The organism is Pseudomonas syringae CC1557 (assembly GCF_000452705.1).
GTDB classification, from domain to species: Bacteria; Pseudomonadota; Gammaproteobacteria; order Pseudomonadales; family Pseudomonadaceae; genus Aquipseudomonas; species Aquipseudomonas syringae_F.
The window spans coordinates 5,445,611-5,466,689 of sequence record NZ_CP007014.1 but is presented as its reverse complement, the minus strand read 5'-3'; the positions used below and the strand labels follow the sequence as shown (position 1 = coordinate 5,466,689).

Genomic DNA, 21,079 nt, shown 5'->3' with positions numbered 1-21,079 from the left:
GTGCGTGGGATGGGAGCCCTTGGAGAGGGGCGGCGCTTCGGGTAGGTCACTATGGCTGCTCCATGCAATCGATCTTCAGATCGCCCGATACCTGTTACTGAATAAGGCGTCGGCCCTGCTTTTTATCATGAATCAGCGCCAGTCAGTGCCGCTTGGATTGCGAGACCAACTGGTGAAACGAATAATTACTGGTTCGACACCGAAGTCGACCGCGATAGATTCCGATGCTTTGCGGGAATACCAAAAGCCAGAAACAACAAAGCCCGCACAAGGCGGGCTTTCGGAGTTCTTCGTAGACTGTCCATTATTCAGGACATGTCCAGATTTCAATATGGTGCACCAGGCGGGATTCGAACCCACGACCCCTGCCTTCGGAGGGCAGTACTCTATCCAGCTGAGCTACTGGTGCAGCGCGGGCGCCATGATACTCACATGGGTACGGGGCGTCCAGTTGCGGGCGGTGCGTGACGCAAATACGATTAGCCGCCCCCATTGGCCCACGCCTGTCCGCGTCTCATCGCGTTACATAAACTGGCGTTCAAAGCACCACACCTAAACCCACACCCGGCTTTCAGCCCGTCCGCTTCGGGTGCATGATGCACCCCATACCACTCACCCGGATCGTTCTCACCGAGGGCCTCTTATCAATCAGTTCAAAAGCATCGAGCGCAGCCCGTGTCGCGTTCTTGTCAGCGGGGCCAGCATCGCGGGCTGTGCTGCCGCGTGGTGGCTGACGCAGCGTAACTGCGATGTCACGGTTATCGAGCAGGCGCCTGCCTTTCGCGATGGCGGGCAGAATGTGGATGTGCGGGGTGCTGCGCGTGAAGTGCTGCGTCTGATGGGGCTTGAGCAGGCGGTGAAGAACCTTAATACCGGCGAGACGGGGATCGCGTGGGTCGATGAGGACAACCGCACGGCGGCGCGCATTGATCTGTCCGGTCTGGAGGGCGACGGTCCGACGGCTGAGCTTGAGGTGTTGCGCGGTGACCTTGCGCGTCTGCTGTATGAGGCGTCGTCTGCTGATGCGTTCTATCGTTTTGGTGATCGGATCGTTTCGGTCGAGCACGATGATGCGGGTGTGAGTGTCACGTTCGAGAGCGGTAGCGAGGAGCGTTTTGATTTGTTGATCATTGCCGAAGGTGTCGGTTCGCGTACGCGGGAGCTGGTGTTCCCCGGTGAGAATCGGCCGCGCAGGATGGATCTGGCGAGCGCTTTTTTTACCGTGCCTCGCGCACCTACGGATAGCCAGACTGCGCGTTGGTATAACGCGGTGGGTGGTCGAAGTGCCGGCGTTCGTCCGGATAACCGCGGTACGACGCGGGCGTTTTTCAATGTGCAGGGTCAGAAGCACCTTGCGGTCGGCGGCAGCGTTGAAGAGCAAAAGGCTTTTCTGCGGGCGTCTTTCGAGGGCGCTGGATGGGAGGTGCCTCGTCTGCTGGCCGGGATGGAGGTCGCGGAGGACTTCTGGTTCGATGACCTGCGCCAGGTGAAGATGGATCGCTGGTCGAATGGCCCTGTGGTGTTGCTGGGTGATGCGGCGTGGTGTGTGACGCCGCTGGGCGGTGTCGGTGCTTCGTTGTCGCTGATTGGCGCGTATGTGCTGGCGGGCGAACTCACCAAAACCGACACGATTGCAGAGGCCCTCACCGCGTATGAGTACGTTCTGCGCCCGGTGGTGAAGAAGTCGCAGAGTGTGCCGAAGCTTGTTCCGCGTCTGGTTCATCCGCAAAGTCGTGCGGGGGTGAAGATTCTTCGCGCCGTGCAGCGGATTGTTGCAACCCCGTTTATTGTCAGGCGTACGGCCAAGGCGCTGACTCCGGCTGTACAGGCGTTCACGCTTCCGGATTATCGATAGCGCTACAGACGTGGGTTAACACCTGCGCCCCATGGAGAGTAAAAAATGGAATCAATACAGCAGTGGCTCAGCTTCGCGATGATCGCCTTGTTTGTCACGCTCACACCGGGCCCAGCGGTGATCATGGCGCTGTCGAATTCAATCAGCCACGGTCCGGCTCGTGCGATGGTCGGTTCGCTCGGCAACGCTTTGGGGCTGATCGTGGTTGCCACGGCGGTAACGGCCGGGCTGGGGGCGGTTCTGGTGGCGTCGTCCAGTGCGTTTCTGGTCCTGAAACTCGCGGGTGCGGGGTATCTGGTTTATCTGGGGATCAAACAGTGGCGTAGCGCAAGCAGCGCGTTTGATGCGCTGGCGACCGAGCCCAAAGCGGTATCGACAGGGAGCCTGTTTTTCAAAGGCATCTCGGTGGCGCTGACCAACCCCAAGGCGATTCTGTTTTTTATCGCGTTTCTACCGCAATTCATCCAGCCCGGCACCTTTCAGGTGGAGCAGACGGGCGTGTTGATCGTGACCTTCGCCGGTTGTTCTGTGGTCGCTCATGTCTTTTATGTGTTGCTGGCACAGACGCTCAAGCGCCACCTCACGTCAGCCCGCAGGCGCCAGAACGTGAACCGGGTCTTTGGCGCGTCGTTCATTGGCCTGGGGTTGAGCCTGTTCACGTTGAAGGGCAGGGCAGCCTGATAAACCGATTGCATTTGAAAAGGCCTGCGCCCGGACAATTAGCCTAAGCGCCGGTCCGCAAACCCTTTACGGTCATGCCTCGACGTAGACCCAAGCGGTCAGGCCTGAGGCGAGCCCTACGGCGATGCGCTTGTAGTCTGAAACTTCATAGGCGTCTGCCGCTGCCAGTTCTTGCGGGGTTATCTGGTAAACAGCGCCTGATACGGTGTCGTTCAGGTCCGCACTGGGGCTGATGATCGGGTGATGCGTCTTGCCGCTCTCGGCAAGCACCTGCGGATCGGTGATTTCAACGTAAGACTGCTTGTAGCCGATCATCTGATCGGCCTGGCCGGTCAGTTCCCGGCCGAAGTTGGCCAGCTGTACAGCCTTGTCCTGCAAGGTGCCGTAGGAGAAGAGCAGTATCGTGAAACTCTGGGATTGCGTCATTTTTGCCTTCGAGTCGTCAGTAACCGCATTAAGAATCTACAAAAATCCGTGTCAGTCAGGCTGGGTGACTTCACCGGCGTAACCCAGCTTAGCGCGGATGCAAAAAAACAGTCGAATGTTCAGCCGTTCTTTTTTTCGAACGGGCTATTGTCCTTTGCCCCCGCAATGCCTAGGATTCGTTTGAGATTTCAAACGCTCTTGTTCGGTCTTCCTGCTTTTATGCGTTGCGCATCGCTGGAACCCGATGGAATGTTTTCCTGACGATGGCTTCCAAACGGGGTGCATCGATATTCAATTGTTAGCTCCGCCTTCGTGCGGTGCTTTTTAGGAGGCCCGACATGCAGCTTAAAGATTCCACTCTGTTCCGCCAGCAAGCCTACATCAACGGTCAGTGGCTGGACGCGGACGGTGGTCAGTCGATCAAGGTCAATAACCCTGCGACCAACGAAATCCTCGGCACTGTGCCGAAAATGGGCGCGGCCGAGACGCGTCGGGCGATCGAGGCGGCTGACAAGGCGCTGCCAGCCTGGCGTGCGCTGACGGCGAAAGAGCGTGGCAACAAGCTGCGTCGTTGGTTCGAACTGATGATCGAGAACCAGGACGACCTGGGGCTGCTGATGACTCTGGAGCAGGGCAAGCCACTGGCCGAGGCCAAGGGCGAGATTACCTATGCGGCGTCGTTTATCGAGTGGTTCGCTGAAGAAGCCAAGCGCGTCTATGGCGATGTGATTCCTGGTCACCAGCCGGACAAGCGCCTGATCGTGCTCAAGCAGCCGATCGGTGTGACGGCGGCGATTACGCCGTGGAATTTCCCGGCAGCGATGATCACCCGCAAGGCCGGTCCTGCGTTGGCTGCGGGTTGCACCATGGTGCTCAAGCCTGCGTCGCAAACGCCATTTTCGGCACTGGCGCTGGCTGAATTGGCCGAGCGTGCGGGTATTCCGGCCGGTGTGTTCAGCGTCGTGACTGGCAGCGCTGGCGATATCGGCAGCGAACTGACCGGCAACCCGATTGTGCGTAAGTTGTCGTTCACGGGCTCGACCGAGATTGGTCGCCAGTTGATGGCTGAATGCGCCAAGGACATCAAGAAAGTGTCGCTGGAGTTGGGCGGTAACGCGCCTTTCATCGTGTTCGACGATGCCGATCTCGACAAGGCGGTCGAAGGCGCGATGATCTCCAAGTACCGCAACAACGGCCAGACCTGCGTCTGCGCCAACCGCATCTATGTGCAGGACGCGGTGTATGACGCGTTCGCCGAGAAGCTCAAGGCGGCGGTCGGCAAGCTGAAGATCGGTAACGGTCTGGAAGACGGCATCACCACCGGCCCGCTGATCGACGACAAGGCGGTGGCCAAGGTCAAGGAACACATCGCCGATGCGGTCAGCAAAGGCGCGACCGTGCTGACCGGCGGCAACAGTCTGGAAGGTTCTTTCTTCGAACCTACCATTCTGGTCAATGTGTCGAAAGATGCAGCCGTCGCCAGGGAAGAAACCTTTGGCCCGCTGGCACCGCTGTTCCGCTTCAAGGATGAGGCTGAGGCGATTGCGCTGGCCAACGACACCGAGTTCGGTCTGGCGTCGTACTTCTATGCGCAGAACATGAGCCGCGTGTTCCGGGTTGCCGAGGCGCTGGAATATGGCATGGTGGGTATAAACACCGGCCTGATCTCCAACGAACTGGCACCGTTCGGCGGTATCAAGTCTTCGGGTCTGGGCCGTGAAGGCTCCAAGTACGGCATCGAAGATTATCTGGAAATCAAATACCTCTGCCTGTCGGTTTGATCGAATTGGTCTGACTGACGCAGGGGTATTGCAGCCGATGGCGCGCGAGAGCGACGTGTCATCGGCTTTTTGCAGCACAGCAGTTTCTTGGTGGCCTGAAGGCTGCAGCAGTCGATCATCGTATGCTGCCGCAGTTGATCCAGCCCGCTTGATCCTTGAGCCACGCCGACCGATGAGCGGCGAATGAGGAATACATGAGCAAGACTAACGACTCCCTGATGCAACGCCGCCATGCTGCCGTCCCGCGCGGCGTTGGGCAGATCCACCCGATCTTCGCTGCTTCGGCGAAGAACGCGACTGTGACCGACGTAGAAGGTCGTGAATTCATTGACTTCGCCGGCGGCATTGCTGTGCTGAACACTGGCCACCTGCACCCGAAAATCGTTGCAGCGGTGCAAGAGCAGCTGACCAAGCTGACCCACACCTGCTTCCAGGTGCTGGCTTACGAGCCATACGTCGAGCTGTGCGAAAAGGTCAACGCCAAGGTCCCGGGTGATTTCGAGAAGAAAACCCTGCTGGTGACCACCGGTTCCGAAGCGGTGGAAAACGCCGTGAAGATCGCCCGTGCGGCCACTGGCCGTGCCGGTGTGATTGCATTCACCGGCGCTTACCACGGCCGGACCATGATGACCCTCGGTCTGACTGGCAAGGTGGTGCCTTACTCGGCTGGCATGGGCTTGATGCCGGGCGGTATCTTCCGCGCGCTGTACCCATGCGAGCTGCATGGCGTGAGCGTTGACGATTCCATCGCCAGCATCGAGCGCATCTTCAAGAACGATGCCGAGCCAAAGGACATCGCTGCAATCATCATCGAGCCGGTGCAGGGCGAGGGTGGTTTCTACGTGGCGCCGAAGGCGTTCATGAAGCGTCTGCGCGAGCTGTGCGACAAGCACGGCATCCTGCTGATCGCTGATGAAGTGCAGACTGGCGCTGGCCGTACTGGCACCTTCTTCGCCATGGAGCAGATGGGCGTTGCTGCCGACCTGACCACGTTTGCCAAGTCCATTGCTGGCGGTTTCCCGCTGGCGGGCGTATGCGGCAAGGCCGAGTACATGGACGCCATCGCACCCGGTGGCCTGGGCGGCACCTATGCCGGCAGCCCGGTAGCCTGTGCGGCGGCACTGGCGGTTCTGGATATCTTTGAAGAAGAGCATCTGCTGGAGCGCTGCAAGGCACTCGGCGAACACCTGGTGACGTCGCTCAAGGCGATGCAGGCCAAGTACCCGGTCATCGGTGAAGTGCGTGCGCTGGGCGCGATGATCGCTGTCGAGCTGTTCGAAGACGGCGACTCGCACAAGCCTAACGCTGCAGCGGTCGCGCAGGTCGTGGCGAAAGCGCGTGACAAGGGGCTGATCCTGCTGTCGTGCGGCACTTACGGCAACGTGTTGCGGGTGCTTGTACCGCTGACCGCCGAAGATGAATTGCTGAACCGTGGTCTGGCGATTCTCGACGAATGTTTTGCTGAAATCGTCTGAAAAGTGTGAAGTCACGAATTGATTAATTTGTGACCAAACAGACAAAAAAAGCCCGTTTCGACGGGTTTTTTTTCGTCTGGAGCAAGGTATTTCGCTGTTTTGGCTATGTACGGACGATTGCATTGGCTAAGGTGAGCGCATCGACATCGGAGAGTCATGATGACTGCTGTAGTTTTGCCCGCGGTTCCTCGCGTATTGATTGCTGAGTCTGACCCTTGGGTCCGCGAGACGCTGAGTGATCTGGTGCTGGGTGTGCGTGCGGATGTCGAACTGGAGATGTGCACCGATGGCAAGCAGGCTGTCGAGTGGATGAAGAAGCATCTTCCTGATCTGGTCATCGCCTCGCGCGAGCTGCCGGGTATTGATGGGCTGAGCCTGCTGCGCGGTGTTCGCAACCTGCGTCGTCAGCCCGCCATCCCTTTCATTCTGCTAAGCAACCGCAACGACAGCGCCAGCGTACGCGAGGTCGTGCCGCTGGCACCGACCGCCTACCTGACCAAGCCGCTGAACACCGAGGGTTTGCGCCATCGCCTGGAAGGGCTGCTGCTGGAGCATCGCGCTCCGGCTCCGGGCGAGGTGCCAGCGCTGGCGCCTGGGCTGACCCTGACTGCGTTTCTCGACAAGCGTCGTGATATTGCGGACGGTGCGCCGCTGTACGTCGATGTCGCGACGGCGATAAAGCTCAGTCAGACGCCGGGCGGCACTGATCCAGTGTTGCTGGAACAGGAGCTGCGCAATGATCCGCACATCACCGCCGTTTTGGTTGCCGCCGCTAACAGCGCTGCCCAGCATCTGGGCAAGCCGATTCAGTCGCTGGCCGGGGCTTTGGCCGTTCTGGGGCCGGTGCAGGGCGCAAACATTGCTTCGGGGCTGGCCAAAAAACGCATGGCTGTACTCACCGACGATGCGTTGCTGGCGCAGGCCAGTGAGCTGTGGGCCATGTCGCAGCGCACCGCCGACTACGCGCGCATTCTGGGCGGCATGCTGGAACTGGATGTGGAGCGCTGTTTTTGCGCCGGGCTGCTGCAATCGCTGGGCGATCTGGCGGTATTGGGTTGCCTGCAGGAATGGCTGCTGGCCGGTGGCGAGCTGAACGAGCAGGTCATCAAACACGCTCTGGAGCAGTATTCCGCCGCATTCGGTTCGGCGTTGCGCACCCGCTGGCGCTTGCCGCTGGAACTGCGTGAGTTGATCGCTGCGGTGTATCAGTACAACACCGGCATCTACACGCGCGAAGTACTGACGATGAACCTGGCGGGGCAGATGGCGCGGTTAGGCGAGGAGGAGAGTGTCACTGAGCTGGTCAAGACCAAGTCGGCCAAGCTGTTGAAGCTGAGCGTGGGTGATTTGCAGCGGCTGCGCAAGAAGCTGACCGGTGTGACCGATCCGAGTCTGCTGAGGCCGGTTGCGGTCGAGCCTGATGCTGCTCAGGCGGCAGAGGAGGAAGGCGGGCCCGACCTGCTCGATATGACACCTGAATCGCCAGCCGAAGAGCCTGCTGAGATTGAGGACCCGGCCGGCGCTGTTCAGGGTTCCCCCGAGAAGTAAAAAACTGACTGACTCTCGTGCCAACGCGGAGCGTAAGGAACGAGAGGCGTCCGGGAGAACACTTTCGCTACTATGCGCGGGGCGAGAGCTATCGCGATCCGGGGCCCGTTTTCCTGGGTTAGTGCAGTTGGATTTGTGTATGACGCTGAGCACAGGCTTTGGGTTCTGGGCTCTTCCTCATCAGGGAAAGCATTTCAAGCCAGTACGATCTGGTTCTTGCCTTGGCGTTTGGCTTGATACATCGCGGCGTCGGCGCGGCCGTAGAGCGATTCGAGGCTTTGGTCGTCCGGGCCAAGATTGGTCAGGCCCTGGCTGGCAGTAATACTGAACGTGACGCCACTGGCCTGGAAGTTCTGACGCTGGATCTCGCGTTGCAGGCGTTCGGCAATCTGCATGGCCATTTCCGGTGCGCAGCCGGGGAACACCGCAGCGAATTCTTCGCCACCAATGCGCCCGAACAGATCACCCCGCCTCAATGCCGAACGGCCGCTCTCCGCGATACGCTGCAAGACCGTATCGCCTTCCTGGTGGCCGTAGGTGTCGTTCACCAGTTTGAAGTCATCGATATCGAGCAACAGAAAGGCCAGCGGTGTGCCGTTCAGACGCGCCAGTTCGAACTCGCGCTGGGCGCATTCGAAGAAGTGACGGCGGTTGCTGCTCTGGGTCAGTACGTCGGTGGTTGCCAAGCGTTGCAGTTCATCTTCGAGGTGCTTCTTCTCGGTGATGTCTTCGGCGATGCCCACTACTATCAAGCGCTGACTAGCGTCGGCGCGATGGCTCAGGAAGCATTTGTCGCTGAGCCAGCGGACTTCGCCGTCGGCACGAATAATCCGGTACTCGCGATCTTCAATGGCGCCTTTCTCGATGACTTCGCTCAGGCTGCGTTCGGCGTAGTTGAGATCGTCCGGGTAGATGCTGTCACGCCACTCGCCGTAGTCGGCCAGCAGCAAACCCGCCGACCGCCCGAAGATGCGCTCGTAGGCCGGGCTGACGTAGACCATATGCTGGGTTTCCCAGTCAAACGCCCACAGAACAGCGTTCACACTCACCAGCAAAGAGCTGAACAATTGTTCGCGCTCGCTCAGGCGTGCAACTTCGGCCTGAGCGTGCATCAGGGCTAACAGGGTTTCTGCGGTTGCAGGCATATCTGTGATCGGTGCGCCGGATGAGGCGATAGGGGACTGCTTTTCCATGAGCATGCATCTCAAGCATTGGCGGCACTGCCAAACCCTTTCCCATAGTTCCCGGGAAAGTTGATGAGATAGGCTGAGCGGGGGGAAGTTCAAAAACGGACGCGCCCAGGAGGGGCGCGCCGATCAACGGTATCAGGCGTGCGCAGGGCGCAGCGAGTAGGTTTTCAGCTGGTCAGCGAAGTCGCGCAGGGACTGAATGCCACTGGCTTCGGCTTCGTGAATCCACTCTTTCATGGCTGACAACATGTCGTGACCATTGCTGCTGGTCTTGGCCCAAATCTGCTGCAACGCGAGGCGTTTTTCATAGATCACCTTCAGCGCGTGGCTGTGTTCCAGCATGGTTTGGATACGCACGTGGTGCTTGTCATCGAGCAGGCTGGTCTCACGCGACAGCAGCCGTTTGGCACGACGGAACTGATGGCGCACCGATTCGTCAGCCTTGCCCAGCTCCTGGGCAACCAGTGGCGCGATCACCAGCTTGCGGTACTGCGCCATGATCTGAAACCGGTTGTTGAGGATCGCCATGGCGGTGTCCATGTCCATGCTGCCCTTGCCTTCGACGCGGTGGGCGATAGGCGCAACCCGCTGGACCTTGGCCAGACGCAGGAAGCTGAATACCTTGATCCACGCCCAGCCCATGTCGAATTCCCACGGCTTGACGGAAAGCTTGGCCGAGTTGGGGTAGGTGTGGTGATTGTTGTGCAGCTCTTCGCCGCCGATCACGATGCCCCATGGCACCAGATTGGTCGCTGCGTCACGGCATTCGAAATTGCGATAGCCGACTGCATGGCCAAGGCCGTTGACCACACCTGCCGCCCAGAACGGAATCCAAATCATCTGCACAGCCCAGACCGTGATGCCGAGGGCGCCGAACAGCGCCACATCGATCACCGCCATCAGGGCGATACCCAGCAGCTTGTAGCGCGAGTACAGATTGCGCTCGATCCAGTCTTCCGGGCAGTTTTTGCCGTAGATGCGCAGGGTGTCCTGATTTTGTGCTTCTTCGCGATACAGCTCCGCACCTTTGCGCAGAACCGTGGACAGGCCTTTGATGACCGGGCTGTGCGGGTCGTCGACGGTTTCGCATTTCGCGTGATGTTTGCGGTGGATGGCTGTCCACTCGCGGGTGTTCTGGGCAGTGGTCAGCCACAGCCAGAAACGGAAAAAGTGCTTCAGCCCCGCATTGAGTTCAAGCGAGCGGTGCGCTGAATAGCGGTGCAGATAGACCGTGACGCCAATAATCGTCACGTGGGTCATTACCAGCGTGACTGCTATTACCTGCCAGACGGAGAGGTCGAGCAAACCGTTGTACCACATAGGCTGTTTGGCCCTCGTAGAAATTACCGGTGAAGAAAAAATTTACAGTGGCATTATCACTGACATTGCACAGAAAACCAGTCACCCTTGCAGATAAGCGTCGCAGGATGTTTCTTGCTTTATAATCCAAACCTTTCGTCAGGCTTGGTTTTTTATGTCCGATTATTCCCGTGGCGCACTGCGAACCGCCGTCCTGTATGGGCTGCTGTCGATTCTGTGGTTCGTGACCGGCCATTATCTGCTGCCTTTTTTGGTCGAAGACCCGGCGCAACTGGTCTTCGGGCACCAGATGATCGGTTGCAGCTGGGCGCTGCTCAGCGCCGTCATGATCTTCATTGCACGTGACAAATTGAAGTGCATCGTCGGCGGCGAGGCACTGTTTGAGCGGCAACAGCAGGATTATGACCGGCTGCTGCTCGCGGCGGTGGTATTCGACAGCACGCGTGAAGGTGTGCTGGTCAGTGATGCCGCAGGGCGTATCGTCCACGTCAATCGCGCCTTTGTCGACATCACCGGCTATCAGGCCGAAGAGGTCCTGGGCTTCAACCCCAGCAAGTTCAAGTCCGGTCGGCATGGCCCCGAGTTTTATCGGCAGATGTACCACTCGCTGCTGAGTGCCGGTCAGTGGAGCGGCGAGATCTGGAATCGGCGCAAAAGCGGCGAGATCTACCCGCAGTGGCAAACCATCCGCAGCATCAAGGGGGAAGACGGGAAAGCCAGGCACTACGTGGCGGTGTTTTCCGACATCACGGCCATCAAGCGCTCCGAGCAGGAACTGGCGCAACTGGCACACTACGACGCGCTGACCGAATTGCCGAACCGTCTGCTGTTGACCGACCGTATCAGCCAGGCGCTGACCTCGGCACGCTCCAGCAGGCGCGGCTGTGCGTTGTTGCTGTTGGATCTGGATAACTTCAGAAACATCAACGACAGCCTTGGCCATAACATCGGCGACGAGGTACTCAAGGCAGTTGCCGAACGCCTCAAGGGGCTGGCCAACAGCAACCTGACGGTCTCGCGCCTGGGCGGCGATGAGTTTGCGCTGCTGGTCAAAAACTGTACACAGATGGTTCATGCTGCCGCCCTTGCGCAGCAGGTGATCAACGCTTTCAAGGCGCCGTACGCCATTGCCGGGCATCAGCTGTTTGTCACTGCGAGCATCGGCATCAGCCTGTTTCCCGGTGACGCACTGACCGCCGAACAGTTGTTGCGCAATGCCGACTCGGCGCTGTTCAAGGCCAAGAGTGACGGCCGTGAAGGCTTTGCGCTGTATACCGAAGAACTGACCGCCCAAGCCCGACAAAGGGTGCAACTGGCCAGTGAACTGCGTCAGGCAATCGAGCAGGAAGAGCTACGAGTGTTCTACCAGCCGGTTCACGACCTGGTGACCGGGCGCATTTGCGCTGTCGAGGCGCTGGTGCGCTGGCAGCACCCGACGCGCGGCATGGTGTCGCCGGGCGATTTCATCCCCATCGCCGAGCAGAACGGGCTGATCGTCGATATCGACGCCTGGGTGCTGAATACCGCCTGCCGGCAAATGCAGGCCTGGCTGGCGGCCGGCGTTGCGATTGCGTCCGTTGCGGTCAACGTGTCCAGCCGTCTGTTCAGCCGGGGCGATCTGGATCGGCAAGTGGCACAGGTGCTGAACGATACCGGGCTTGATCCGACGTTTCTTGAGCTGGAAGTCACTGAAAGCGCGGTCATGGAGGACCCCGAGCAGGCCATCGAACAATTGCATCGGCTGCGTGAACTGGGCCTGAGCCTCGCCATCGACGATTTCGGCACGGGCTACTCGTCACTCTTGCGGCTCAAGAGCATGCCGGTACAGAAACTGAAGATCGATCAAGGCTTCGTTGCCGGGCTGCCGGGTGACGATGATGATATCGCGATTGTCCGGACGGTCATCGCGCTGGCCTCCAGCCTGGGCATGCGCGTGCTGGCAGAAGGTATCGAACACGCCAGCCAGGCGTCATTTCTGCTGAGCAATGGTTGCCAGTTGGGCCAGGGCTACTGGTTCGCCCGCCCAATGCCGGCCCAGGCAATCGACTGGGCTCACGCGCCCGCATTCAACTAGCCCGCTACCCGAACGAATGATACGAGTCAGGATGTGCAATACAGCCTGACCGTATACCGGCGCGCTAAATTTCTTTTGGTTATATCTGCATTCTTAAATAGTCTTTTTAAGAATATCTCCGCCTCACTATGATTGCGCCATCTCCACAGCCATCGACCCAGTCACGACGGCAGGTTTCTCACCTTTCAAGGAATAAGATAATGAGCGCATCTCTACGTAGTGTTGACGGTCAGGACGAAGCAGCCATTCTGCGTGAGATACAGAGTGCGTTGCGTGACCTGCGGTTTGGCGCCGTCGAAATCACTGTGCACAACGCACAGGTGGTGCAGATCGAGCGCAAGGAAAAATTCCGCTTGCAGAACCCCGCCAAGCAAAGCTGACGTTGCAACCCGACTGGTCAACCGGAGGGCGTCATCCTGACTCCTGAAGCACCGCTGAAGACAAGCAGCTCGCCAGCACGGATGCCGTTCTGACGCGCCAAGAAGAATTCAAAAAGCCGACACACAGAATTTCCAGGAGCTTCATCTATGTCCATTCGCCGCTTCGCGCTGGCCGCCATCGCCAGTGCTGTTTTCGCAGGTTCGGCTGTTGCCAAGGATTACGAACTGCTCAACGTGTCTTACGATCCGACACGCGAGCTGTATCAGGATTACAACGCAGAATTCGTCAATTACTGGAAGAAAGCCCATCCGGACGACAAGGTTGAGATCAAGCAGTCTCACGGTGGTTCGGGCAAGCAGGCGCGTGGCGTGATCGACGGCCTGCGTGCCGACGTGGTGACGCTGGCGCTGGCTGGTGACATCGACGAAATCGCCAAACTTGGCAAGACCCTGCCTGAAAACTGGCAGACCCGCCTGCCGGACGCGAGCACGCCTTACACCTCGACCATCGTGTTTCTGGTCCGCAAGGGCAACCCGAAAGGCATCAAGGACTGGGGCGATCTCACCAAGGAAGGCGTTTCGGTGATCACCCCTAACCCGAAGACCTCCGGCGGTGCGCGCTGGAACTTCCTGGCCGCCTGGGCCTATGGCCTGAAAGCCGGCGGCGGTGACGAAGCCAAGGCCAAGGAATACGTACAGACCTTGTTCAAACATGTGCCGATTCTGGACACCGGTGCTCGGGGTTCGACGATTACCTTCGTCAACAACGGCCAGGGCGATGTCTTGCTGGCCTGGGAAAACGAAGCGTTCCTCGCGCTGAAAGAAGATGGCGGCAAGGACAAGTTCGACATCATCGTGCCTTCGCTGTCGATTCTCGCCGAGCCGCCAGTGGCCGTGGTCGACAAGAATGCCGAGAAGAAGGGCAACACTGAAATCGCGACCGAGTACCTCAAGCACCTGTACAGCAAGGAAGGTCAGGAAATCGCCGCAAAAAACTTCTATCGTCCACGTGACAAGGAAATCGCTGCCAAATACGAGAAGCAGTTTCCGAAACTCGATCTGGTGACTATCGACAAAGACTTTGGTGGCTGGAAGACTGCGCAGCCGAAGTTCTTCAATGATGGCGGCGTGTTCGACCAGATTTACCAAGCGCAATAAACCGAATAGCGGTGCTGTGCAAGTGGCACCGCAGGTTGGGTCAAGCAGCCCGGATTAACCTCCGGGCTTCGTGCAAGTGAAACCAGGGACTTCTATGTCGCGTCGTATCTCCCCCGTCATACCCGGCTTCGGGCTGACGCTGGGCTACACCTTGGTGTACCTCAGTCTGATTGTGCTAATACCGCTGGCCGCCATGTTCGTGCATGCCGCGCAGCTCACCTGGGATCAGTTCTGGACCATCATCACGGCGCCTCGCGTGATCGCGGCACTCAAGCTGAGTTTCGGCACCGCCTTTTATGCAGCTCTGATCAATGGTGTGATCGGCACGCTGCTGGCCTGGGTGCTGGTGCGTTACACCTTCCCCGGCCGCAAGATCATCGATGCGATGATCGATCTGCCGTTTGCCCTGCCGACTGCCGTGGCCGGTATCGCCCTGACCGCGCTGTACGCGCCCAATGGCTGGGTCGGGCAGTTCGCTGCAGACCTTGGCTTCAAGATCGCCTACACCCCGTTAGGCATCACCCTGGCGCTGACCTTCGTCACGCTGCCGTTCGTGGTGCGCACCGTGCAGCCCGTGCTGGCTGACATTCCCCGTGAAGTCGAAGAAGCCGCAGCCTGTCTGGGCGCGCGTCCGTTGCAGGTGTTCCGCCATATTCTCGTTCCGGCGTTGTTGCCCGCCTGGCTGACCGGTTTCGCCCTGGCGTTTGCCCGAGGCGTGGGCGAGTACGGTTCGGTGATCTTCATCGCCGGCAATATGCCGATGAAAACCGAAATCCTGCCGCTGCTGATCATGGTCAAGCTTGACCAGTACGATTACACCGGCGCGACCGCTATCGGCGTGATGATGCTGGTGGTTTCCTTCATTCTGCTGCTGCTGATCAATCTGTTGCAGCGGCGCATCGAAACCCCATCCTGAGGAGGCGCAGAATATGTCCTATTCATCTGTTTCAGCCGCCTCCGCCAACGCCGCCCGTCGTGGCAGCGCGGTGTCGCGACGTATCCTGATCGGCCTGTGCTGGCTGGTGTTCGTGCTGTTTCTGGGCTTGCCGCTGTTCATCGTGGTGTCCCAGGGCTTGAAGAACGGTCTGGGTGCATTCTTCACTGCGATCCTCGAGCCGGACGCCTTGTCAGCCCTCAAGCTGACGGTGATTGCGGTGCTGATTTCTGTGCCGCTCAACCTGGTGTTCGGCGTCAGTGCGGCGTGGTGCGTGAGCAAGTACTCGTTCCGTGGCAAGAGCATTCTGGTCACGCTGATCGACCTGCCGTTCTCGGTGTCGCCAGTCATCGCCGGTCTGGTCTACGTGCTGATGTTTGGCGCGCAGGGCCTGTTCGGTCCGTGGTTGCAGGATCACGACATCCAGATCGTCTTTGCCCTGCCGGGCATTGTGCTGGCGACCATATTCGTCACCGTGCCGTTCGTGGCGCGTGAGCTGATCCCGCTGATGCAGGAGCAGGGCACTCAGGAAGAAGAGGCTGCACGCCTGCTGGGCGCCAATGGCTGGCAGATGTTCTGGCACGTCACGGTGCCGAACATCAAATGGGGCCTGATCTACGGCGTGGTGCTGTGTACCGCACGGGCGATGGGCGAGTTTGGCGCGGTGTCGGTGGTGTCCGGGCACATTCGCGGCGTTACCAACACCCTGCCGCTGCACGTCGAAATTCTCTACAACGAGTACAACCACGTTGCGGCCTTCGCCGTGGCGAGCCTGTTGCTGATCCTGGCGCTGTTCATCCTGCTGCTCAAGCAGTGGAGCGAATCCCGCATTAACCGTCTGCGCCACAACGCGGCGGAGGAATAATCATGTCGATCGAAGTCCGTAACGTCAGCAAGAATTTCAACGCTTTCAAGGCGCTCAACAACATCAGTCTGGACATCCAGAGTGGCGAGCTGGTGGCTTTGCTGGGGCCTTCAGGCTGCGGCAAGACCACTCTGCTGCGCATTATTGCCGGTCTGGAAACTCCGGACGACGGCAGCATCGTGTTTCATGGTGAAGACGTTTCCGGCCATGACGTGCGTGATCGCAACGTCGGGTTCGTGTTTCAGCATTACGCGCTGTTCCGCCACATGACGGTGTTCGACAACGTCGCCTTCGGCCTGCGCATGAAGCCCAAGCGCGAGCGCCCGACTGAAACGCGGATCGCCGAAAAGGTCCACGAACTGCTGAACATGGTGCAGCTGGACTGGCTGGCCGACCGTTATCCCGAGCAACTGTCGGGTGGTCAGCGTCAGCGAATCGCGCTGGCCCGTGCGTTGGCGGTCGAGCCCAAAGTGCTGTTGCTGGACGAGCCGTTCGGTGCGCTGGACGCCAAGGTCCGCAAGGAGCTGCGTCGCTGGCTGGCGCGCTTGCACGAAGACATCAACCTGACGTCGGTTTTCGTGACCCACGATCAGGAAGAAGCCATGGAAGTGGCCGACCGCATCGTGGTCATGAACAAGGGTGTGATCGAGCAGATTGGCTCGCCGGGCGAAGTGTACGAGAACCCATCCAACGACTTCGTCTACCACTTCCTTGGCGACTCCAACCGCCTGAGCCTGGGTGACGAAGGCCATGTGCTGTTCCGCCCGCACGAAGTGTCGTTGTCACGTCAGGAAATCGAAGACCACCACGCCGCCGAAGTCCGCGACATCCGCCCGCTGGGTGCGACCACGCGGGTTACGTTGAAAGTGGAAGGGCAGAACGAACTGATCGAAGCCGAAGTGGTGAAAGACCACGACAGCCTGGTGGGCCTTGCCAAGGGCGAGACACTATTCTTCAAACCGAAGGTCTGGCAGAAGCTTTGAGGGGGTGAGCGTGTGCGCTGGAGCGAGGGAGCGTCGGCACGATAAGCGTTTTTCCGGCCACCTATCGTTCCTCACGCTCCAGCGTGGGAATGCCGTTCTGGACGCTCTGCGTCCGATTTCACGTAGCGGTGCTAAACCACCGCTTTGCGCACATGTCGCCCTACCGGGCCTGAGCGTTCTTCGATGGCGTGCTGCAGGGGTTTGCGCAGGCCCATCAGGAACGCCAGTTCGGCGACTACGAACAGCGGGCCGATGATCAGGCCGGTCACGTCATCGATAAACGCCGGTTTGCGGCCTTCGTAGTAATGGCCGATGAACTGGATCACCCAGCCGACCACGAACAACCCGACCCCCGCACTCAGCCAGACCAGGGTGGCCTGCTGCGCCAGAAGCGCGCCAGCCCAGACGCACAGCACCAGCAACGCCGCCATCACCACGCCCAGCGCACGGTCGAGTTTCAGGTAAAAGACCGTCGACGCCAGCGTCACCACTGCCGCAGGCGAGCACCACAACCCGCCGATGTTCCAGCCCGGACGCGACAGCAGCACCGCCACCGCGAGCACAATTAACGGGATACCCACGAAGTGCGTCACGATATTGCGCGAATCACGATGATAGGACGCGTATTGACTGAGATGATCGACAAGGGTTTTCATGATGCTGCCTGCGACGATAAGCGGTTTTAGCTACCGTATCGCCTTTGCAATACGAATGCCCGCAATAAAAGGGAGCAAAAATGACAAACGGAGTGCTGTGGCGGTCATCGTTGCTATCCGACTACTGGTTTTCCCATTTGCCTGCCGCGTTGCAGGATAGCGTGCTGCATGCAGCTCGCCAGATCCGCAAGACGCCCGGCAAGATGCTGTTCGAAAAAGGCGCTGCGCCGTGCGGTCTTTACGCGCTGCTGGAAGGCAATGTGCGCATTGGCGGCGCGCATGTTCAGCGGCTGGGGCCTCGGCATGAGCCGATCCGGCGGCCTTACTGGTTCGGCGAGGTCTCGCTGTTTGACGGCATGCCGCGCCGGTTCGAGGTCTGCTCGCTGGAGCAGACGATCTTTTTGCATGTGCCGCAGTCATTCCTCGCGTCGCTGCTCGACCAGCACCCGGAGTACTGGCGATCGTTCGCGGCGCTGCTGAGCCAGAAGCTCGGCTTGCCGCTGCAAAATCCCGAAAAGCTGCGGCAGTTACCGCCCCGTTCACGGGTTGCATGGCGGCTGCTGGTGCTGAGTGAGGGGTATGGCCCGTTGAGCCATGCGCGGCGCCTGATCACGCTCGATGAAATCAGCTCGCTGCAAGGCCTCTCGCTTTCAGCCTTGCTGGAAGTGCTTGAGGACCTGCACGAGCGCAAGGTCATACGCTTGGGCATAGGGCAACTGGAAGTGTTCGACGTCGAGAAATTGCGCAAGATCGCAAACTTTTCCAAGGCGAAGGCGGTTTGCTGAGCGCCTGATTGATGAAGCCTGGAAACATTCGGTAACTGCTCTGTTTGCGCTTCGATTGAGATAGCAAATGGGATTCACTACCATTTCGCCTCATTTGCGAACGCGAGATACCCCGATGCAGGCAAGCAAGCGTCTTCTGGCTGCTCTGACACTGACTTTGCTGGGCGGCACCGCTCAGGCCGCCGACGAGGTGGTGGTGTATTCCTCCCGGATAGACGAACTGATCAAACCGGTGTTTGATGCCTATACGGCCAAGACCGGTGTGAAGATCAAATTCATCACCGACAAGGAAGCGCCCTTGATGCAGCGCATCAAGGCCGAGGGCGAGAATGCGACTGCCGACCTGCTGCTGACGGTCGATGCCGGCAACCTTTGGCAGGCCGAGCAAATGGGCATCCTGCAGCCGTTCACCTCGCCGGTGATCGAAGCCAATATTCCTGCGCAATATCGCTCGTCCACTCACGGCTGGACCGGCCTGAGCCTGCGCGCACGGACCATTGCCTATTCGACGGATCGGGTAAAACCGGCGGAGTTGACCACCTACGAAGCGCTGGCCGACAAGAACTGGGAAGGGCGCCTGTGCCTGCGTACCGCAAAGAAGGTCTATAACCAGTCGCTGACCGCCACACTGATCGAAACCCACGGTGCTGAAGCGTCCGAGAAGATTCTCAAGGGCTGGGTCAACAACCTGTCCACGGACGTTTTTTCCGATGACATCGCAGTGCTTGAGGCGATCAATGCCGGGCAGTGCGACGTCGGCATCGTCAACACGTACTACTACGGCCGGCTGCACAAGCAGAACCCTGACCTGGCGGTAAAACTGTTCTGGCCGAACCAGTCTGATCGTGGCGTACACGTCAACCTGTCGGGTATTGGGCTGACAAAGTATGCCCCGCACCCGGAAGCTGCGAAGGCGCTGGTCGAGTGGATGACCGGTCCTGAGGCGCAGACGATTTTTTCCAGCGTCAACCAGGAGTTCCCGGCCAACCCGAAGGTGGCACCCTCGGAGGAAGTGGCAAGCTGGGGGCCGTTCAAGGCCGATACCCTGCCGGTCGAAGTGGCAGGCAAGCGCCAGGCAGAAGCCATCCGCATGATGGATCGCGCGGGCTGGAATTGATTTAATACCCAACGCTTGGCTCTATTAATTATCGCTCCCACGCTCCAGCGTGGGAGCGCCGTTCTGGACGCTCCGCGTCCGATCTTGAGCGGGCTGTGCCGCATGAATGCATGACTTAGAGACGTATAACCCCTCATTTCGAGAATCCCTTGGCCCATCCTGTCCAACGTCGCTGGTATCCCCTGGTCTTCGCCATCGCTGCGCTGGTGTTGCTGCCGCTGAGCGTTCTGCTGCTCTCGTGGGGGACGATTGACGGGCAGATCTGGTCTCACCTGCTCGACACCCAGATGCCACGCCTGCTGGGCAATACCTTGATTCTGCTGCTCGGTGTGGGCGTGGGTGTGACGCTGCTGGGAGTGAGTCTGGCGTGGCTGACCAGCCTGTGCGAATTTCCCGGTCGGCGCTGGCTGGACTGGGCGCTGATGCTGCCGTTTGCCATTCCCGCCTATGTGCTGGCGTTCGTCTTCGTCGGCCTGCTGGATTTTTCCGGCCCGGTGCAGAGCCTGATGCGTGACTGGTTCGGCGCTGGCCTGCGCCTGCCGCGTGTGCGCTCCACGGGCGGGGTGATCATTGTGCTGGTGCTGGTTTTCTATCCTTACGTCTACCTGCTGGCACGCACGGCTTTTCTGGCGCAGGGCAAGGGCCTGATGGAAGCCGCACGCGTATTGGGGCAAAGCCCTTTGCAGGCGTTCTGGCGAGTGGCACTGCCGATGGCGCGCCCGGCCATCGGTGCGGGTGTGGCCTTGGCGCTGATGGAAACCCTGGCGGACTTCGGTGCAGTCTCGGTGTTCAACTTCGACACCTTCACCACCGCCATCTACAAAACCTGGTACGGCTTTTTCAGCCTCTCCAGCGCCGCGCAACTGGCAAGCCTGCTGCTGTTGGCGGTGCTGATCCTGTTGTACGGCGAGCGCCGTGCCCGAGGCGCAAGTCGCCCGACCAACGAACGCCCCCGAGGCCAGGCGCTCTACCCGCTGCGCGGCTTCAAGGCATGGGGTGCCAGTGCCTGGTGTGGTCTGGTGTTTCTCTGCGCCTTCATCGTACCGGTGCTGCAATTGATCATCTGGGTCTGGCAACGTGGCCGGTTCGATCTGGATGAGCGTTACGTCGGTCTGATCCTGCATACCCTTTATCTGGGCAGTATCGCCGCCCTGATCACTGTCAGCGTGGCATTGATTCTGGCCTTTGCCCGACGCATGGCACCGACGCCCGCGATTCGCTCCGGGGTCAGCCTCGCCAACCTGGGCTATGCGCTGCCGGGTTCAGTGCTGGCGGTCTCGATCATGCTGGCCTTCAGTTATCTGGACCGGGAACTGGTGATCCCGCTGTCCGGCTGGCTGGGCGGGGCAGGCAAGCCCTTGTTGCTGGGCAGCCTCTCAGCGCTGCTGCTGGCTTACCTTGTACGTTTCATCGCAGTCGCCTTCGGTCCGCTGGAGCACAGCCTGTCGCGCATTCGACCTTCATTGCCCGAGGCCGCACGCAGTCTGGGCGTCAGCGGCCCCAAGTTGTTTCTTAACGTGTACCTGCCGCTTCTGGTGCCCGGAGCCCTGAGCGCCGCGTTGCTGGTGTTTGTCGATGTACTCAAAGAGATGCCTGCAACCCTGCTGATGCGCCCGTTTGGCTGGGATACGCTCGCCGTACGGATCTTCGAAATGACCAGCGAGGGCGAGTGGGCGCGCGCTGCGCTGCCGGCTTTGACGCTGGTACTTGTAGGATTATTGCCCGTCATCGGGTTGATTCGGCGCTCTGCTCGTCACATTGGTTAGGTGCGGGGTCCACACCTTGCGGCTACAATGCGCCGCAATCGGTGCGGTCTGTCAGATTATTCGGCCAGTTGTAAACGTGCTGCAA

General features: G+C 59.6%; 18 protein-coding genes and 1 tRNA gene. 14 read left to right on the top strand and 5 right to left on the bottom strand.

The window, feature by feature from the left end:
* Positions 1–332: 332 nt before the first annotated feature.
* A tRNA-Arg gene (locus tag N018_RS24085) sits at positions 333–409 on the bottom strand.
* 180 nt (positions 410–589) lie between these two features.
* Between N018_RS24085 and N018_RS24080 the strand changes: the two genes are divergently transcribed.
* Positions 590–1,855, top strand: a complete 1,266-nt coding sequence (locus N018_RS24080; RefSeq protein ID WP_025390928.1) for an FAD-dependent monooxygenase — start codon at positions 590–592, stop codon at positions 1,853–1,855.
* 45 nt (positions 1,856–1,900) lie between these two features.
* Positions 1,901–2,536 carry a LysE family translocator gene (locus tag N018_RS24075; RefSeq protein ID WP_025390927.1) on the top strand — a complete coding sequence of 212 codons (636 nt, stop codon included), beginning with the start codon at positions 1,901–1,903 and terminating at the stop codon, positions 2,534–2,536.
* A 72-nt stretch (positions 2,537–2,608) separates the two neighbouring features.
* On the opposite strand, the gene N018_RS24070 is transcribed toward N018_RS24075, so the two are convergent.
* On the bottom strand, positions 2,609–2,962 hold the full coding sequence (locus tag N018_RS24070) for a gamma-glutamylcyclotransferase family protein (protein WP_025390926.1): 354 nt from the start codon (positions 2,960–2,962) through the stop codon (positions 2,609–2,611).
* Between the two features lie 338 nt (positions 2,963–3,300).
* Between N018_RS24070 and gabD the strand changes: the two genes are divergently transcribed.
* The 3 genes from gabD (at position 3,301) to N018_RS24055 (ending at position 7,766) form a co-directional block, all read left to right on the top strand.
* The gene (gabD, locus tag N018_RS24065) at positions 3,301–4,743 is read left to right on the top strand and encodes an NADP-dependent succinate-semialdehyde dehydrogenase (RefSeq protein ID WP_024675265.1); all 1,443 of its coding nucleotides are present in this window, start codon (positions 3,301–3,303) and stop codon (positions 4,741–4,743) included.
* 194 nt (positions 4,744–4,937) lie between these two features.
* Positions 4,938–6,218 (top strand): 4-aminobutyrate--2-oxoglutarate transaminase, encoded by a 1,281-nt coding sequence (gabT, locus tag N018_RS24060; RefSeq protein WP_025390925.1) that lies wholly within the window; start codon positions 4,938–4,940, stop codon positions 6,216–6,218.
* A 156-nt stretch (positions 6,219–6,374) separates the two neighbouring features.
* A complete protein-coding gene (locus N018_RS24055; protein ID WP_025390924.1) occupies positions 6,375–7,766 on the top strand; it encodes an HDOD domain-containing protein in 1,392 nt (463 codons plus the stop codon).
* A gap of 194 nt (positions 7,767–7,960) precedes the next feature.
* Here N018_RS24055 and N018_RS24050 read toward each other — a convergent pair whose 3' ends face one another.
* The gene (locus N018_RS24050; protein WP_024645091.1) at positions 7,961–8,959 is read right to left on the bottom strand and encodes a GGDEF domain-containing protein; all 999 of its coding nucleotides are present in this window, start codon (positions 8,957–8,959) and stop codon (positions 7,961–7,963) included.
* Positions 8,960–9,091: 132 nt separating this feature from the next.
* Positions 9,092–10,276: a delta-9 fatty acid desaturase DesA gene (gene desA, locus N018_RS24045; RefSeq protein WP_024645092.1), complete on the bottom strand. Its 1,185-nt coding sequence runs from the start codon at positions 10,274–10,276 to the stop codon at positions 9,092–9,094.
* A 154-nt stretch (positions 10,277–10,430) separates the two neighbouring features.
* Between desA and dibA the strand changes: the two genes are divergently transcribed.
* The 6 genes from dibA (at position 10,431) to N018_RS24015 (ending at position 16,670) form a co-directional block, all read left to right on the top strand.
* Positions 10,431–12,350: a phosphodiesterase DibA gene (gene dibA / locus N018_RS24040; RefSeq protein ID WP_025390923.1), complete on the top strand. Its 1,920-nt coding sequence runs from the start codon at positions 10,431–10,433 to the stop codon at positions 12,348–12,350.
* 200 nt (positions 12,351–12,550) lie between these two features.
* Positions 12,551–12,730, top strand: a complete 180-nt coding sequence (gene oscA / locus N018_RS24035; protein WP_003318679.1) for a sulfur starvation response protein OscA — start codon at positions 12,551–12,553, stop codon at positions 12,728–12,730.
* 147 nt (positions 12,731–12,877) lie between these two features.
* Positions 12,878–13,888, top strand: coding sequence for a sulfate ABC transporter substrate-binding protein (locus N018_RS24030; protein ID WP_024645094.1), 1,011 nt, complete (start codon positions 12,878–12,880; stop codon positions 13,886–13,888).
* A gap of 94 nt (positions 13,889–13,982) precedes the next feature.
* On the top strand, positions 13,983–14,804 hold the full coding sequence (gene cysT, locus N018_RS24025; protein ID WP_003421596.1) for a sulfate ABC transporter permease subunit CysT: 822 nt from the start codon (positions 13,983–13,985) through the stop codon (positions 14,802–14,804).
* Positions 14,805–14,817: 13 nt separating this feature from the next.
* Positions 14,818–15,687, top strand: a complete 870-nt coding sequence (gene cysW / locus N018_RS24020) for a sulfate ABC transporter permease subunit CysW (RefSeq protein ID WP_025390922.1) — start codon at positions 14,818–14,820, stop codon at positions 15,685–15,687.
* Between the two features lie 2 nt (positions 15,688–15,689).
* A complete protein-coding gene (locus N018_RS24015) occupies positions 15,690–16,670 on the top strand; it encodes a sulfate/molybdate ABC transporter ATP-binding protein (protein WP_025390921.1) in 981 nt (326 codons plus the stop codon).
* A gap of 131 nt (positions 16,671–16,801) precedes the next feature.
* Here the strand turns inward: N018_RS24015 and N018_RS24010 are convergent, their stop codons facing one another.
* A complete protein-coding gene (locus N018_RS24010; RefSeq protein WP_025390920.1) occupies positions 16,802–17,326 on the bottom strand; it encodes a DUF962 domain-containing protein in 525 nt (174 codons plus the stop codon).
* Between the two features lie 80 nt (positions 17,327–17,406).
* Between N018_RS24010 and N018_RS24005 the strand changes: the two genes are divergently transcribed.
* From N018_RS24005 to N018_RS23995, 3 genes are all read left to right on the top strand, one after another.
* On the top strand, positions 17,407–18,111 hold the full coding sequence (locus N018_RS24005) for a Crp/Fnr family transcriptional regulator (protein WP_025390919.1): 705 nt from the start codon (positions 17,407–17,409) through the stop codon (positions 18,109–18,111).
* A gap of 115 nt (positions 18,112–18,226) precedes the next feature.
* Entirely contained in the window at positions 18,227–19,228 is a 1,002-nt protein-coding gene (locus N018_RS24000; protein ID WP_025390918.1) for an extracellular solute-binding protein, read from the top strand.
* Between the two features lie 149 nt (positions 19,229–19,377).
* Positions 19,378–20,994 carry an ABC transporter permease gene (locus N018_RS23995; protein ID WP_025390917.1) on the top strand — a complete coding sequence of 539 codons (1,617 nt, stop codon included), beginning with the start codon at positions 19,378–19,380 and terminating at the stop codon, positions 20,992–20,994.
* Positions 20,995–21,079: the final 85 nt, after the last annotated feature.

Bases quoted from the DNA above. Each gene is read 5' to 3' on its own strand.
- N018_RS24075 (WP_025390927.1), top strand. From the start codon at position 1,901: ATGGAATCAATACAGCAGTGGCTCAGCTTCGCGATGATCGCCTTGTTT.
- N018_RS24070 (WP_025390926.1), bottom strand. From the start codon at position 2,962: ATGACGCAATCCCAGAGTTTCACGATACTGCTCTTCTCCTACGGCACC.
- gabD (WP_024675265.1), top strand. From the start codon at position 3,301: ATGCAGCTTAAAGATTCCACTCTGTTCCGCCAGCAAGCCTACATCAAC.
- gabT (WP_025390925.1), top strand. From the start codon at position 4,938: ATGAGCAAGACTAACGACTCCCTGATGCAACGCCGCCATGCTGCCGTC.
- N018_RS24055 (WP_025390924.1), top strand. From the start codon at position 6,375: ATGATGACTGCTGTAGTTTTGCCCGCGGTTCCTCGCGTATTGATTGCT.
- N018_RS24050 (WP_024645091.1), bottom strand. From the start codon at position 8,959: ATGGAAAAGCAGTCCCCTATCGCCTCATCCGGCGCACCGATCACAGAT.
- desA (WP_024645092.1), bottom strand. From the start codon at position 10,276: ATGTGGTACAACGGTTTGCTCGACCTCTCCGTCTGGCAGGTAATAGCA.
- dibA (WP_025390923.1), top strand. From the start codon at position 10,431: ATGTCCGATTATTCCCGTGGCGCACTGCGAACCGCCGTCCTGTATGGG.
- oscA (WP_003318679.1), top strand. From the start codon at position 12,551: ATGAGCGCATCTCTACGTAGTGTTGACGGTCAGGACGAAGCAGCCATT.
- N018_RS24030 (WP_024645094.1), top strand. From the start codon at position 12,878: ATGTCCATTCGCCGCTTCGCGCTGGCCGCCATCGCCAGTGCTGTTTTC.
- cysT (WP_003421596.1), top strand. From the start codon at position 13,983: ATGTCGCGTCGTATCTCCCCCGTCATACCCGGCTTCGGGCTGACGCTG.
- cysW (WP_025390922.1), top strand. From the start codon at position 14,818: ATGTCCTATTCATCTGTTTCAGCCGCCTCCGCCAACGCCGCCCGTCGT.
- N018_RS24015 (WP_025390921.1), top strand. From the start codon at position 15,690: ATGTCGATCGAAGTCCGTAACGTCAGCAAGAATTTCAACGCTTTCAAG.
- N018_RS24010 (WP_025390920.1), bottom strand. From the start codon at position 17,326: ATGAAAACCCTTGTCGATCATCTCAGTCAATACGCGTCCTATCATCGT.
- N018_RS24005 (WP_025390919.1), top strand. From the start codon at position 17,407: ATGACAAACGGAGTGCTGTGGCGGTCATCGTTGCTATCCGACTACTGG.
- N018_RS24000 (WP_025390918.1), top strand. From the start codon at position 18,227: ATGCAGGCAAGCAAGCGTCTTCTGGCTGCTCTGACACTGACTTTGCTG.